The organism is Streptomyces sp. NPDC021012, assembly GCF_044333355.1.
GTDB lineage: Bacteria > Actinomycetota > Actinomycetes > Streptomycetales > Streptomycetaceae > Streptomyces.
On sequence record NZ_JBIRQU010000007.1, the window covers coordinates 380,628 to 394,160 of the forward strand.

A 13,533-nucleotide genomic window follows, 5' to 3' on the forward strand; every position below is an offset into this window, starting at 1 on the left:
CCGGCGCGTCAGGACCTCCGAGCGGTCGCGCCGTCCCGTTCGCGTTCACCGGAGTCCGCCGGTTCGGCCGCGCCCGTGCTGAGCAGCCGGTGGAAGAAGGACCGGTAACTGCGCAGCGCCGTGCGCAGGCTCTCCGTGTCGACGTCCCCGTCCTGTCGCCACTGGGCTTCCAGGACCTTGCGGTGGTCGGCGAAGGTGGTGGCGAGCTTCTGCATCACGTCCGCCACGAGCGTGTCGGCCTCGTGCACGGCCCTGCGGGGGTCGTCCACGAACAGGCTCTGCAGCTCGCGCCACCGGTTCCGGAGGCTCTCCTCCTCCTCGGGGTCCATCAGCCGGGGTGACCCGTCGGCCTCGCGGACGAAAGCGTTTCCGGTGCCGCCCGCGCCGTCGGTACCGGTCGCCGACCGGGCTTCGGTGACCGGCGCCACGTCCGCGTCCCTGTCCGCGTTCATGCCCGTGTCCGCGTCCATGTCCCTGTCCGTCTGCGCATCCGCGCCCGGCGCGTCGTCCGCGCCGCCGGTACCGACGGCTTCGCCCGGGTACACGGGCGCCGCGCCGGTGTCTCGGACCTCCTGTTCACGGCCCGTGTCGGGGCCGGGCTCGCGCTCGCGCTCGCCCGAGCGGGCGATGTCGTCGGTGGACAGGCCGGTTCCGGTCTGTGCGGGGGTGTCGTCGTCGTGCATGGCGGAGTCCGCCTCTCAGGACCGGCCGGAGCCGGGCCGGTTTCCGTCGGAGAGCAGTTCGTCGAAGAGGACCCGGTAGTGGATCATCGCCCCGCGCAACTGCTCGGTGGTGGCCCGGTGTTCGGAGCCCAGCCGGTCGACCTCGTGCGCCGCGCGGTAGTGCTCCAGAGTGCGGCCGTGCTCGACGGACAGGTCCCGGGCCCTCTGCTCGAAGTCGTCCGTGGGGTAGCCGCGTTCGCGCATGAGGGCGGTCACGAGCTGGTCCGCGTCGTGGACGGCCGTCTCCGGACGGTCGACGAAGTGTTCCTGCACTCCTCTCCACTCACGCGCGTACCGCTGTCTCCGGTCGGGGGCGAGCGGCCGGATGTCGAGCGACTCGTGCCGCTCCTCCCGCGCGCCGAGGTCGTACTCGGCGACTCGGCGGCTGCCCGTCTCCTCGACGGTGCGGTCGTACTCGGCGCCGAACCGCTCGCGGAGCCGGCGCTGTCGGCGGCGGTCCAGGAAGATCGCCAGTGCGATCAGGACGATCACGACCGCGACGGGGATGACGATGGCCAGAAGTGTTCCCGTGGACATGACCCGGCTCCCTTGGCTGTGGCGGGTCTTTGTCCCGGCGGCTGCCCACCGGCGCCCTGGTGAAACAGCCGACGGTCGCCCTCATCGATCGCACCCGTTCGACGGGTCGGCCCGGACGGGTTTCGTCGCACCACCGGCGGTTAGTCGCGCAGGTGGGCCCGTCCGGGGCCGAGGAGCGGGACCGCGCAGGGAGGAGTCGGGTGATGAAGGTTTCCGACCATGTGCTGGAGCGGCTGCGTGACTGGGGGGTGGAGTACGTCTTCGCCTACCCGGGTGACGGCATCAACGGACTGCTGGCCGCCTGGGGACGTGCCGGGGACCGGCCGCGGTTCGTCCAGGCGCGGCACGAGGAGATGTCGGCGTTCGAGGCGGTGGGGTACGCGAAGTTCTCCGGACGGACCGGGGTGTGCGCGGCGACGTCGGGGCCGGGCGCGATCCACCTGCTGAACGGCTTGTACGACGCGAAGCTCGACCACGTGCCGGTGGTGGCGATCGTCGGGCAGACCGATCGCAGCGCGATGGGCGGTTCCTACCAGCAGGAGGTCGACCTCGCCTGCCTGTACAAGGACGTGGCCTCGGATTTCCGCGAGGTGGTCACCGTCCCCGCTCAGCTGCCGAACGTGCTGGACCGGGCGCTGCGGGTGGCCGCCACCCGGCGCACGGTCACCGCGGTGATCATCCCGGGGGACGTGCAGGAGCTGGACTACGAGCCGCCGGCGCATGCGTTCAAGCAGGTCCCTTCGAGTCTCGGCGTCTCCCGCTACGCGCCGGTCCCGGCCGAGGAGGAGCTGGCGAAGGCGGCGGAGCTCCTCAACGCCGGTGAGAGACCGGCCGTGTTGATCGGTCAGGGTGCGCGCGGCGCCCGCCCGGAGGTCGAGCAGGTCGCCGACCTGCTCGGCGCGGGCGTGGCGAAGGCCCTGCTCGGCAAGGACGCCCTGCCGGACACGCTGCCCTACGTCACCGGGGCGATCGGGCTCCTCGGCACCCGTCCCTCCTACGAGATGATGCGGGACTGCGACACCCTGCTCGTGGTGGGCTCCAGCTTCCCCTACACCCAGTTCCTGCCCGAGTTCGACCAGGCCAGGGCGGTGCAGATCGATCTGGACCCGTCCATGGTGGGCCTGCGCTACCCGTTCGAGGTGAACCTCGTCGGTGACGCCCGCGAGACGCTGCGCCGGCTGATCCCGCTGCTCGAACCCAGGAAGGACGGCGCCTGGCGCAAGACCATCGAGGACAACGCGGCCCGCTGGTGGGAGGTCATGGAGCGCCGCGCCGAGGTCTCCGCGGACCCGGTCAACCCCGAGTACGTCGTGCATGCCCTGGACGCGCTGCTGCCCCGGGACGCGATGGTGGCCGCGGACTCCGGGTCGGCGGCGAACTGGTACGCCCGCCACCTGCGGATGCGCGACGGCATGCGCGGCTCGCTGTCGGGCACGCTCGCGACCATGGGACCGGGGGTGCCGTACGTGATCGGCGCGAAGTTCGCGCATCCCGACCGCCCGGCGATCGCGATCGTCGGCGACGGCGCCATGCAGATGAACGGCCTCGCGGAGCTGATCACCGCCGCGAAGTACCACCGGGAGTGGTCCGACCCCCGCATGGTGGTCGCGGTGCTCGACAACCAGGACCTCAACCAGGTCACCTGGGAGATGCGGGCCATGGAGGGCGCCCCGAAGTTCGAGCCCTCGCAGGACGTCCCCGGTCTGCGCTATGCCGACCTCGCGCGGCTGCTCGGCCTGGAAGGGGTACGGGTGGAGCGGCCGGAGGACGTGGAGCCGGCCTGGCGTCAGGCCCTGGCGGCGGACCGGCCGTTCGTCATCGACTTCCGCACCGACCCGGCGGTGCCGCCGATCCCGCCGCACTCCACCTGGGACCAGATCGAGGCCGCCGCGCTGTCGGTCCTCAAGGGCGACGGCGACCGGGCGTCGGTGGTCAAGCAGGGGCTGAGGGCGAAGATCCAGGAGTTCCTGCCCGGCGGTGGACGGAGCTGACCGATGCCCGGCAGCCAGGAGGTCGAGCTCGTCGCACTGGAGCGGGCCCTGCGGGCCGCGGTGGACGGCGAGGTCCGCTTCGATGCGGGGAGCCGCGGGGCGTACGCGACGGACGGCTCCAACTACCGTCAGGTCCCGCTCGGCGTGGTCGTGCCGCGTACGGTGGAGGCCGGCGCCGCCGCGCTCGGGGTGTGCGCCCGGTTCGACGCGCCGGTCCTGTCCCGTGGGGGCGGCACCAGCCTCGGGGGGCAGTGCACCAACGAGGCGGTGGTCGTCGACTGGACCAAGTACTGCCACCGGCTGCTTTCGGTGGACCCGGAGGCACGGACCTGCGTGGTCGAGCCGGGCATCGTCCTGGACGAACTGAACCGGCGGCTCGCCCCGTACGGGCTGAGGTTCGGGCCGAAGCCGTCCACCCACAGTCACTGCTCGCTCGGCGGGATGATCGGCAACAACAGTTGCGGGGCCTCCGCCCAGGCCTACGGCAAGACCGTCGACAACGTCCGCCGCCTGGACGTCCTCACGTACGGGGGCACCCGGTTCTGGGCCGGTCGTACGGACCGGGCGGAGTTCGCGAGGATCACGGCCGGGGGCGGGGCCCGCGCCCGGCTGTACCAGGACCTGAAGGACGTCGTCGGGCGCTGTCTGGCCGAGATACTCGAGGGCTATCCGAAGATCCCGCGCCGGGTCTCGGGATACAACCTGGACTCGCTGCTGCCGGAGAACGGCTTCGACGTGGCCCGGGCCCTGGTGGGCAGCGAGGGCACGCTGGTGACCGTCCTGCGGGCCGAGCTGGAGCTGGTCGAGGTGCCGGCCGCCGAGGCGCTCCTCGTCCTGGGCTTCGAGGACGTCCACGCCGCCGCCGACGCCGTCCCCGCCCTCCTCGCCCACAGCCGCCCCGCCCAGCTGGAGGCCGTCGACGGGCGCATGGCGCAGCTGATGCGCGAGGAGCACGTCCATCTGGAGTCGCTGGAGAGCCTGCCGGAGGGCGACAGCTGGCTGCTCGTCCAGTTCACCGGCGACACGAAGGAGGAGACGGACGAGCAGGCGTACGAGCTGTTGCGGTCGCTGGGCCGTGCCGAGGACGACCCGGGGGTGGTGCTCTCCGACGACCCGGCGCGCGAGCGGGAGATGCTCAGGGCCCGGGAGGCTGGCCTCGGGGTGACCGCCCGCCCGCCGGACGGCTCCGAGACGTGGGAGGGCTGGGAGGACTCCGCGGTGGCCCCGGAGAAGCTGGGCGCCTACCTGCGCGACCTGGAGCGGCTCTTCGACCGGTTCGGTTATCAGCAGGCCTCCCTGTACGGGCACTTCGGGCAGGGCTGCGTGCACACCCGGATCCCCTTCGAGCTGCGCGAGGGCAAGGGCGTCGAGGCGTTCCGGGCGTTCCTGTTCGACGCGGCCGACCTCGTGGCCTCGTACGGCGGGTCGCTGTCGGGCGAGCACGGCGACGGGCAGGCCCGCGGCGAACTCCTGCCGCGCATGTTCACCCCGGCCCTGATGCGGGCGATGGGCGAGGTCAAGGCGCTGTTCGACCCGGGCGACCGGATGAACCCCGGCAAGGTCATCAGGCCCCACCGCGTCGACGAGGACCTGCGCCTGGGCGCCGCCTGGCGGCCCGAGCCGCGGCGGACGCACTTCGCGTACTCCGGCGACGGCAACGACTTCGGGCGGGCGGTGCTGCGCTGTGTGGGCGTCGGCGACTGCCGCACCCGGCGGGGCGGTGTCATGTGCCCGTCCTACCGGGCCACCGGCGAGGAGGAGCACTCCACCCGAGGCCGGGCGCGGCTGCTGTTCGAGATGCTCGGCGGCCACGACGACTCTCCGGTCACCGGCGGCTGGCGCTCCACCGAGGTCCGCGACGCCCTCGACCTGTGCCTGGCCTGCAAGGGCTGCAAGTCCGACTGCCCCGTCGGGGTCGACATGGCCACCTACAAGGCCGAGTTCCTCGCCCACCACTACCGGGGCCGGCCGCGCCCGCCCACCCACTACTCCCTGGGCTGGCTGCCGTTGTGGGCGCGGCTGGCCCGCACGGCGCCGGGGTTCGCGAACGCCGCCCTGCACGCGCCGGTTCTCGGCCGGGCGGGGAAGCTGCTCGCGGGCGTCGATCCGCGCCGTGACGTACCCCTCTTCGCCGCCGAGTCGTTCCAGGAGGCCTGGCACCGGTCCGACGGCACGCGGCCCGATCCGCGCGACCCGCGCACCGTGCTGCTCTGGCCGGACACCTTCACCAACCACTTCCACCCGCACGTCGCCGAGGCCGCGGTCCGGGTCCTCCAGGACGCGGGCTTCCGGGTCGCGGTGCCGCACGGGGCGGTGTGCTGCGGTCTGACGTGGATCTCCACCGGGCAGCTCGCCACCGCCCGCCGCGTCCTGGGACGGACCACGCGCGTGCTGCGGCCGTGGCTGGAGGCCGGGACGCCGGTCATCGGCCTCGAACCGTCCTGCACGGCGGTCTTCCGGTCCGACGCCCCGGAACTGCTCTCCGGCGACCAGGACATCACCCGCCTCGCGGCGCAGACCCGGACCTTCGCCGAACAGCTCGTCGGGCACGCCCCCGACGGCTGGCGGCCGCCCGCGGTCCACCGGGCGGCGACCGTGCAGACCCACTGCCATCAGCATGCCGTCCTCGGCGCCGACCCCGACCGGGAACTGATGCGCCGGGCCGGTCTGGACGCGCGCGTGCTCGACGAGGGCTGCTGCGGCCTCGCCGGCGACTTCGGCTTCACCCGAGGGCACTACGACGTGTCGCGGGCCGTCGCCGAGCTGGGCGTGCTGCCCGCCGTGCGCGACACCCCGCCCGGCGCCCTCGTCCTGGCCGACGGGTTCAGCTGCCGCACCCAGATCGAACAGGCCCCGACCGGCCGCCGGGCCCTGCACCTGGCCGAGGCCCTCGCCCTGGCGCTGGACGGGCCGCTGCCCGCCGACCGCCCCGAGAAGGCGGCCGCGCGCCCCCGGCTCCGGAGGGGTGCGACGCGATGAGGTCCCCGCCCGCGCCGCGGACCACGGCCACCGGCACCCCGACGGTCGAGGCCCTGGAGGCCGACGTCCTGGAGTTCCCGACCGATGCCCCCGAGGCGGACGGCACGTTCGCCTGGGACCGTACGACCATGGTCCTGGTGCGGGTCCGTGGCGGCGGCGCGGCGGGCCTGGGCTACACCTACGGCGACCGGGCCGCCGCCGACGTGGTCGGCGGGCTCCTCCACGAGGTGGTCGTGGGCCGGACGGTCCTCGACGTCCCGTCGGCGAACGAGGCGATGAGCCGGGCGGTACGGAACGCCGGCCGGCCCGGCCTGATCGCCGGAGCCGTCTCCGCCGTCGACGTCGCCCTGTGGGACCTCAAGGCCCGCCTCCTTGAACTGCCGCTGGCCGATCTGCTCGGCAGGGCCCGGACCGACGTCCCCGTCTACGGCAGCGGCGGCTTCGCCACGTACACCGATCGCCGGCTCGCCGAGCAGCTCGACGGGTGGGCGGACCAGGGCATCACCCGCTTCAAGATCAAGATCGGTGAGGGGTGGGGGACCCGGGAGCGGCGCGACCTGGAACGCACCGGGCGGGCCCGGGCCCTCGTGGGCGACGACGCCGAACTGTACGTGGACGCGAACGGGGCCTACACCCGCAAGCAGGCCGTCCGGGTCGGGAGGGCGTTGGACGGCATGGGCGTCGGCTGGTTCGAGGAGCCCGTCTCCTCCGACGACCTCACCGGCCTCGCCCACGTGCGCGCCGCCGTCGCGGCCGACGTCGCCGCCGGCGAGTACGGCTACGACCTGCCCTGCTTCGCCCGCATGATCCCGGCCGTGGACTGCCTGCAGGCCGACGCCACCCGCTGCGGCGGCATCACCGTGTGGCTGCGCGCCGCCGCTCTCGCCGAGGCCCACGGCCTGCAGCTGTCCGCCCACTGCGCCCCCAACCTCCACGCCCACGCCGCCGCGGCCGTGCCGAACCTCCGGCACCAGGAGTGGTTCCACGACCACGTCCGCGTCGAGAACCTGCTGTTCGAGGGCGCCCTCGACCCGGCCGGCGGCGCCGTGCGGCCCGGCCGGAGCGGGGAACCGGGCCTCGGCCTGACGATCCGGCCCGACGTCGCGGACGAGCACCGTGTCGGCGGGTCACCGAGCACAGAGGAAGGAACGGGATGGCCATGACCGACTACGGATACTTCCTGGCGTCCGAGGAGTTCACCCCCGGGGAGCTGATCGACCAGGCCCGGCTGGCGCAACGGGCCGGGTTCACGAGGCTGGCGATCTCCGACCACTTCCACCCGTGGAACGACGCCCAGGGCAACAGCGCGTTCGTGTGGTCGGTGATCGGCGCGCTGTCCCAGGCCGTGGACCTGCCCGTCACGACGCTGGTGACCTGTCCGACGGTCCGTCTGCACCCCGCCGTCACCGCCCAGGCCGCCGCCACCTCCAGCGTCCTGCTCGGCGGCCGCTTCGCCCTGGGCGTGGGGACCGGGGAGGCGTTGAACGAGCACGTCCACGGCGACGCGTGGCCGTCGTTCGAGGACCGTGCCGAGATGCTCGACGAGGCCGTGGAGGTGATGCGCGAGTTGTTCACCGGCGAGCTGGTCAGCCACCGCGGCCGGCACTACACCATCGACAACGCCCGCCTCTACACCGCCCCCGAGGGTCGTCTGCCGGTGTACGTCTCCGCGTTCGGGCCGAAGGCCGCCGAGCTGGCCGGCCGGATCGGGGACGGGTTCGTCACCATGGCCCCCGACACCGACCTGGTGGGCGCCTTCCGGGAGAACGGCGGCGCGGGCAAGAAGGTGGTGGGCGGAGTGAAGGTGTGCTGGAGCGGCGACCGGGACGAGGCCGTCGACCTGGTGCACCGCCTGTGGCCGAGCGAGCTGCTGCCCGGCGAGCTCGCCCAGGTCCTGCCGACCCCGGCCCACTTCGAGCAGGCGAGCGAGCTCGTCACCCGGGAGATGGTCGCCGACGCGGTCACCTGCGGCGACGAGGCCGAAGAGCACGTGGAGACCGTACGCGCCTATGCGCGGGCCGGATTCGACGAGGTGTACGTCGGGCAGATCGGCCCCGACCAGGAGTCCTTCTTCGAGGCCTACCGGGAGCGGGTTCTGCCCGCCCTGTGAGAAGGAAGGTACGACCGTGCGGTACGAACACATCGGGACGCGCGCGAAGGAGCGCCCGACCCCGCTGGACATGGGCACCGTTCCGGTGCCGCCCGACCCCGACACCACGCCCGTGCCCCCGCCGGAACCGCCGCGGCCGCCCGGCCCGCCGGACCCGGTCGGGCCGCCCGCGCCGCCGGACCCGGCCGAGCCGCCCTCGCCGCCGGATCGCCCGGCACCGCCCGGGAGGCCCGCCCCGTCCCCCGGGCCGGGGTCCCCGGAGCCGCCCGGCTGACGTTCCTCCCCGCCGCTGCTGGGCCGGGCGGGTGACCCCGGCCGGGAATGCGCGAGGTGCTGGAAATCGTGGTGTGGTGGGCCGTGCTCACCGCCGCGACGGTGGTGTTCATCAGCTCCGTGTCCCCCGTCGAACTGCTCGTGGCCGTTGTCGCCGCCCTCGGCGGGGCGTTCGCGGCCCGCAGGATCCGTCAGGCCGTCGGCGGCCGGGTCGGGGGCGGCCGGGGCGCGGGGCGCGCGCTCCTCGCCCTGCCCGGCTCGGTCGTACGGGGTCTGGCCGCGCTGACGGCCGCCCTGGTCACCGGTCAGGCGGGCGCCACGGTGCGGCGCGTCCGCCTGGGGCCCGGCACCGGGGCCGGGTGGGCGGGCACGCTGCTCGCCACGTCGCCGGACACCTGCGTGATCGACGTCCCCCACGACGACGAGGTCCTCGTCCACACCCTGCGCCGGGGAGCCGGGCCGATGGAACGGGCCGTGGCCCGCGCGGACGGTGCGCGGTGAACGCCTGGGCGGCGGCGGCCCTGGTCCTGCTGGCCGTCCCGGCTCCGGCCTGCTTGTGGGTGGCGGCGCGCGGCAGCGCGGTGCGCCGCCTGGTCGGGGCCTCGCTGTTCTCGGGCGTGGCCGGCGCCGTTTTCCTCGTACTGCCGCAGGCCTACGACCGCTCGTCCTACCAGGACCTCGCGCTGATGCTCGGCGTCCTCGCCCCCGCCGGCACCCTCGTCTTCACCCGTTTCGTCGCCGGCACCGCCCCCACGTCACACGATTCCGCGCCCGGGGCCTGACGGCGGCGGGCAGGAGGGAGGACACGGATTGACGGCGCGTCACGTGCTCGTACAAGTGCTGCTGTGGACCGGTGTGGCGTGCGTGCTCCTGTCCGCGGCGGCGGTGCTGCGGCTGCGCGGCACGCTGATGCGGCTGCATGCGCTGGCGCCCGCGTCGTGTGCGGGGGTGCCGCTGATCGCCGCGGCGGTGGCCGTCGACCAGGGGGTGGGCCGGGCGGCCGCCAAGACCCTGTTCATCGGCCTGCTCTTCGCCGCCGGCGGCACGGTGACCACCATCGCCGTGGGCCGCGCCGCCGTCGAGGTCGAACCGGCCGAGGAGAGGGGCGGGTCGGCCGAGGAGGGGGGCGGGGCGTGAACGAGTGGCTGGTCGGCGTCTCCGTCGCCTTCGTCGTGCTCACCGCGACGGTCGCGGTCCTCACCCGGGACCCGGCCCGGCAAGCCGTCGTCCTCTCCGTCCTGGGCCTGGGCCTGGCGCTCCTCTTCGCCGTGCTCCAGGCCCCCGACGTGGCCCTGTCCCAGCTGGCCGTGGGCACCGCGCTGACCCCGCTGCTGATCCTGCTGACCGTCCGCAAGGTCACCCGTCGCCCCACGCGCGCGAGCCGCGACGCCGACGGGCACGGCGGCACCGAGAGGCGGGAGCGGGGGTGACGGCGCGCGCCCGGCTGATCGTGTTCCTGGTCGCCGCCGTGCTGTTCGCCGGCTTCTTCACGGCCGCCTGCGCGCATCTGCCGCCCTTCGGGACACCGGACCATCCCTACGGCGAGCGGGCGGTGGCGGCGGCCCTGGCCCACCGCACCGCGAACGTCGTCTCCTCGGTCAACTTCGACATCCGCGCCTTCGACACGCTCGGCGAGGAGTCGATCCTCTTCGGCACCGTCCTCGGGGCGGCCCTGCTGCTGCGCCGGGCCCATGACGAACGCCACCGCCGGGCGGAGGCGGAACGCGTCATGCCGACCACCCGCCTGTTCGGCACCGTGCTGCTGCCCGTCGCCCTGATCGTCGGCGTGTACGTCGTCGCGCACGGTCAGCTCAGCCCCGGCGGCGGTTTCCAGGGCGGCGTCGTGCTCGCCACCGCCCTGCACCTGGCGTACGTCGCCGCCGACCACCGCGCCCTGAAGCGGATCCGGCCGCTGACCGTGCTGGACGTGGCGGACTCGCTCGCGGCCGCTTCGTACTCCCTCGTCGGCCTGGCCGGTCTGGTCGCCGGCGGCGCGTTCCTCGAGAACGTGCTGCCGCTGGGCACCTTCAACACCCTCACCTCCGGCGGCACCGTCGCGGTGCTGAACGCCGCGGTCGGCGTCGAGGTGGCCTGCGGCCTGGTCGTCCTGCTCGCCCACTTCCTCAGCCAGGCCGTCGAACTCACCGACCCCGGCCGGCCCGAGAACGGAGACAACTGATGGGAACGTGGCCCTGTCTCGCCGCCGGATGGGTCCTGCTGATCGCCCTGTACGGCCTGGTCACCAGCCGCGACCTCATCCACGCCATCGGGTGCCTGGCCGTCGCCCAGTCCTCCACCTACCTCCTGCTCCTCGGCGTCGGCTACCGCCGTGGCGCGACCGCCCCCGTGTACTCCGACCTCACGCCCGGCAGCCGTCCGGTCGTCGACCCCGTCGTGCAGGCGCTGGCGCTGACCGACGTCGTCGTCGGCGCCACCGTCACCGCCCTGCTGCTCGCCCTCACCATCCAACTACGCAAACGCCACGGCACCGTCGACCCCCAGGCACTCACCGGCCTCCGGGGCTGACACGTGACCGAGGCCGCCCTGCTGCCGCTCGCCGTGGCGATCCCCCTGCTCGGCGCGGCGCTGCTCGCCGTCGCCGGCCGGACGCTGCCCCGTATCGGCTGCGACGTCCTGGCGACGGCGTCGGCGACGGCCGAAGTGGTCTGCCTGGCCCTGCTCTGGCCGCGGAGCCGGCACCTCGCGACGGCGGACCTGGGCGGCTGGCCCGCCCGCCTGGGCATCGTGCTCGCCGCCGACCCGGTCGGAGCGGGTCTGGCACTGCTCGTCGCCGTCCTGGTCCTCGCGGTCGTGGTCTACTCCTGGCGGTACTTCGACGAGCCCTCCGGCGAACACGCCGGAGCCTTCCCCGCCCTGATCCTGCTCTTCGAGGCCGGGATGGCGGGCTTCGCCCTGACCGGAGACCTGTTCAACGCCTTCGTCTTCTTCGAACTCATGGGAGCGGCCGCCTACGCGCTGACCGGATACCGCATCGAGGACCCCCGCCCCCTCCACGGCGCCCTCACCTTCGGCATCGTCACCTCCTTCGCCGCCTACTGCTCCCTCTTCGGCATCGGCCTCCTCTACGCCCGCACCGGCGAACTCAACCTCGCCCGCCTGGGGTCGCGCCTGGCCTCCCGCCCCACCGACGTCCTGACCGTCGTCGCGTTCGTCCTCATCTGCACCGCCCTGCTGGTGAAGGCCGCGGCCGTACCGTTCCACTTCTGGCTGCCCGACGCCCACGCGGTGGCCCCCACCCCGGTGTGCATGCTGATGTCCGGCGTGATGGTCGAGCTCGGCGTGTACGGCGTCGGCCGCGTGTACTGGACCGTCTTCTCCGGCCCCGGCGGCATCCCCCCGCAGGCCTTCCGCACCACCTTCACCGCCCTCGGTGTGCTGACCGCTCTGGTGGGCGCCCTGATGTGCTGGCAGCAGCGCCACCTCAAGCGGCTCCTCGCGTTCTCCACCGTCAGCCACGTCGGCCTGTTCCTCATCGGCGTCGCCCTGCTCACCCCCGCCGGCGTCACCGGCACGGCGGTGTACGTCGCCGCGCACGGCTGCGTCAAGGCCGCGCTCTTCGCCCTCACGGGAGTGCTCCTCGACCGCTACGGCTCCGTCGACGAGCACGGCCTGCACGGCAAGGCCCGTGAACTGCGCCTGGTGGGGGCGCTGTTCGTGACCGGCTCCCTCGCCCTGGCCGGGCTGCCGCCGTTCGGCACCGGCCTCGGCAAGGCGCTCGGCGAGGACGCCGCCGGGCACGCGCTGCCCTGGCTGCTGCCCGCCGTGTTCGTCGCCGCCTCCGCCGTCACTGGCGCCGCCGCGCTCCGCGCGGGCCTGCGCGTGTTCTTCGGGGCGGGCCCCGCACCCCACAGCCGTCCGGGCGAGGAGGAGACCACCGGCGAGGGCGAGGAACCCGAGATCCGCTCGCCCCGGCGCACCCTGCCGCCCACCATGATCGTGGTCCCGGGCGTCCTGTTGGCCCTGGCCGTGCTCATCGGCTGCCTCCCGGCCGTCGCCGGCGCGCTCGCCCACGGGGCGGCCGTCTTCACCGACCCCGCCCACTACGCCGCCGCGGTCCTCACCGGCCCCGGCACGCCACCGGCCGCCGGGACGGCGCCGGAGTCCGGCTGGACCGTACGGGGAGTGCTCCTCGGCCTGCTGTCCACCGCCCTCGCCGCCGCGTCGGCGACCGCCGCGGTCCACCACCGCGGCCCCGCGCTCCCCGCCCGCCACCCGGTCGTCCGCGCGGTGCGGACCCTACGCCGCCTGCACTCCGGACACCTCGGCGACTACCTCGCCTGGCTCACCCTCGGCCTCGCCGCCCTGTGCGCCGCGATCGTCACCCAGACCTGAACGGGCCCGCGTCACCTGCGGGGGTGATGGCGGACGGTCATCCCTCACCTGCGAAAAGCTGCGCTGATCCGGTGATCTCCAGCAGGCGGGTCATCTGGGGGCTGGCGGCCGTGATGACAAGGGAGCGGTGCTCACTGAGGGCCCGCTGGCGGGCACGCAGCAGTACGTTCAAACCGCTGGAATCGCAGAACTCGACCTGAGACAGGTCCAGGGTGAGCGCGGCACCCTCACCACAGGCCTCCATGGCCTGCAGAAGGACCGTTCTCAAATGGGTGGCGCTTTCGATGTCGAGCTCACCGCGGACGATGACGGCCGCGCCGTTCGCGTTCGGTCCCACGGAGATGCTGACTCCTCCGTCACTCTCGGCGACCGGCCTGGAAGCTTCGCGGCGGCTGATCATCGTGCCTCCAAAGCCAAATGCCCCCTTTGTGCGAATTATCACCCCAGCCATCTTATGCGTCAATAATTGCAGGAAATCCCTATCGCACGACTACACCGCGCACACCCCTCCCTTCCCCTCCTCTTCCCTGAAAACGAGCCCTTCCCTCGAAAAAAATCGGGCATAGTC

General features: G+C 73.6%; 14 protein-coding genes. 11 read left to right on the forward strand and 3 right to left on the reverse strand.

Annotated elements, in window-relative coordinates; genetic code table 11:
• Positions 1-8 precede the first annotated feature (8 nt).
• Together ACH4TP_RS24665 and ACH4TP_RS24670 are read right to left on the reverse strand one after the other, a co-directional pair.
• Complete coding sequence (locus ACH4TP_RS24665) at positions 9-683, reverse strand: hypothetical protein (protein ID WP_398439146.1); 675 nt, start codon at positions 681-683, stop codon at positions 9-11.
• Positions 684-698: 15 nt separating this feature from the next.
• Positions 699-1,259, reverse strand: coding sequence for a hypothetical protein (locus ACH4TP_RS24670; RefSeq protein WP_398439147.1), 561 nt, complete (start codon positions 1,257-1,259; stop codon positions 699-701).
• Between the two features lie 203 nt (positions 1,260-1,462).
• Between ACH4TP_RS24670 and ACH4TP_RS24675 the strand changes: the two genes are divergently transcribed.
• The 11 genes from ACH4TP_RS24675 to ACH4TP_RS24725 all read left to right on the forward strand — a co-directional run bounded on the left by ACH4TP_RS24675 (position 1,463) and on the right by ACH4TP_RS24725 (position 12,965).
• Positions 1,463-3,250, forward strand: a complete 1,788-nt coding sequence (locus ACH4TP_RS24675) for a thiamine pyrophosphate-requiring protein (protein ID WP_398439149.1) — start codon at positions 1,463-1,465, stop codon at positions 3,248-3,250.
• A 3-nt stretch (positions 3,251-3,253) separates the two neighbouring features.
• A complete protein-coding gene (locus tag ACH4TP_RS24680) occupies positions 3,254-6,229 on the forward strand; it encodes an FAD-binding and (Fe-S)-binding domain-containing protein (protein ID WP_398439150.1) in 2,976 nt (991 codons plus the stop codon).
• The gene (locus ACH4TP_RS24685; RefSeq protein ID WP_398439152.1) at positions 6,226-7,392 is read left to right on the forward strand and encodes an enolase C-terminal domain-like protein; all 1,167 of its coding nucleotides are present in this window, start codon (positions 6,226-6,228) and stop codon (positions 7,390-7,392) included. Before ACH4TP_RS24680 ends, ACH4TP_RS24685 begins: the two co-directional genes overlap by 4 nt.
• Positions 7,389-8,339, forward strand: a complete 951-nt coding sequence (locus ACH4TP_RS24690; protein ID WP_398439153.1) for a TIGR03557 family F420-dependent LLM class oxidoreductase — start codon at positions 7,389-7,391, stop codon at positions 8,337-8,339. The genes ACH4TP_RS24685 and ACH4TP_RS24690 overlap by 4 nt, the downstream gene beginning before the upstream one ends.
• A 330-nt stretch (positions 8,340-8,669) precedes the next feature.
• Positions 8,670-9,113 carry a hypothetical protein gene (locus ACH4TP_RS24695; protein ID WP_398439154.1) on the forward strand — a complete coding sequence of 148 codons (444 nt, stop codon included), beginning with the start codon at positions 8,670-8,672 and terminating at the stop codon, positions 9,111-9,113.
• On the forward strand, positions 9,110-9,394 hold the full coding sequence (locus tag ACH4TP_RS24700; RefSeq protein WP_398439155.1) for a monovalent cation/H+ antiporter complex subunit F: 285 nt from the start codon (positions 9,110-9,112) through the stop codon (positions 9,392-9,394). The genes ACH4TP_RS24695 and ACH4TP_RS24700 overlap by 4 nt, the downstream gene beginning before the upstream one ends.
• A 28-nt stretch (positions 9,395-9,422) precedes the next feature.
• Positions 9,423-9,749 (forward strand): monovalent cation/H(+) antiporter subunit G, encoded by a 327-nt coding sequence (locus tag ACH4TP_RS24705; RefSeq protein WP_398439156.1) that lies wholly within the window; start codon positions 9,423-9,425, stop codon positions 9,747-9,749.
• Positions 9,746-10,042, forward strand: a complete 297-nt coding sequence (locus tag ACH4TP_RS24710; RefSeq protein ID WP_389226079.1) for a Na(+)/H(+) antiporter subunit B — start codon at positions 9,746-9,748, stop codon at positions 10,040-10,042. The genes ACH4TP_RS24705 and ACH4TP_RS24710 overlap by 4 nt, the downstream gene beginning before the upstream one ends.
• Positions 10,039-10,791: an MnhB domain-containing protein gene (locus ACH4TP_RS24715; protein WP_398439157.1), complete on the forward strand. Its 753-nt coding sequence runs from the start codon at positions 10,039-10,041 to the stop codon at positions 10,789-10,791. Before ACH4TP_RS24710 ends, ACH4TP_RS24715 begins: the two co-directional genes overlap by 4 nt.
• The gene (locus ACH4TP_RS24720) at positions 10,791-11,138 is read left to right on the forward strand and encodes a sodium:proton antiporter (RefSeq protein WP_389226085.1); all 348 of its coding nucleotides are present in this window, start codon (positions 10,791-10,793) and stop codon (positions 11,136-11,138) included. Before ACH4TP_RS24715 ends, ACH4TP_RS24720 begins: the two co-directional genes overlap by 1 nt.
• Before the next feature lie 3 nt (positions 11,139-11,141).
• Entirely contained in the window at positions 11,142-12,965 is a 1,824-nt protein-coding gene (locus ACH4TP_RS24725; protein WP_398439158.1) for a complex I subunit 5 family protein, read from the forward strand.
• Between the two features lie 37 nt (positions 12,966-13,002).
• Here ACH4TP_RS24725 and ACH4TP_RS24730 read toward each other — a convergent pair whose 3' ends face one another.
• Complete coding sequence (locus ACH4TP_RS24730) at positions 13,003-13,365, reverse strand: STAS domain-containing protein (RefSeq protein WP_398439159.1); 363 nt, start codon at positions 13,363-13,365, stop codon at positions 13,003-13,005.
• Positions 13,366-13,533: the final 168 nt, after the last annotated feature.

Excerpts from the sequence above, each read along its gene's own strand:
- ACH4TP_RS24665 (WP_398439146.1), bottom strand. The coding sequence starts at position 683 with ATGCACGACGACGACACCCCCGCACAGACCGGAACCGGCCTGTCCACC.
- ACH4TP_RS24670 (WP_398439147.1), bottom strand. The coding sequence starts at position 1,259 with ATGTCCACGGGAACACTTCTGGCCATCGTCATCCCCGTCGCGGTCGTG.
- ACH4TP_RS24675 (WP_398439149.1), top strand. The coding sequence starts at position 1,463 with ATGAAGGTTTCCGACCATGTGCTGGAGCGGCTGCGTGACTGGGGGGTG.
- ACH4TP_RS24680 (WP_398439150.1), top strand. The coding sequence starts at position 3,254 with ATGCCCGGCAGCCAGGAGGTCGAGCTCGTCGCACTGGAGCGGGCCCTG.
- ACH4TP_RS24685 (WP_398439152.1), top strand. The coding sequence starts at position 6,226 with ATGAGGTCCCCGCCCGCGCCGCGGACCACGGCCACCGGCACCCCGACG.
- ACH4TP_RS24690 (WP_398439153.1), top strand. The coding sequence starts at position 7,389 with ATGACCGACTACGGATACTTCCTGGCGTCCGAGGAGTTCACCCCCGGG.
- ACH4TP_RS24720 (WP_389226085.1), top strand. The coding sequence starts at position 10,791 with ATGGGAACGTGGCCCTGTCTCGCCGCCGGATGGGTCCTGCTGATCGCC.
- ACH4TP_RS24730 (WP_398439159.1), bottom strand. The coding sequence starts at position 13,365 with ATGATCAGCCGCCGCGAAGCTTCCAGGCCGGTCGCCGAGAGTGACGGA.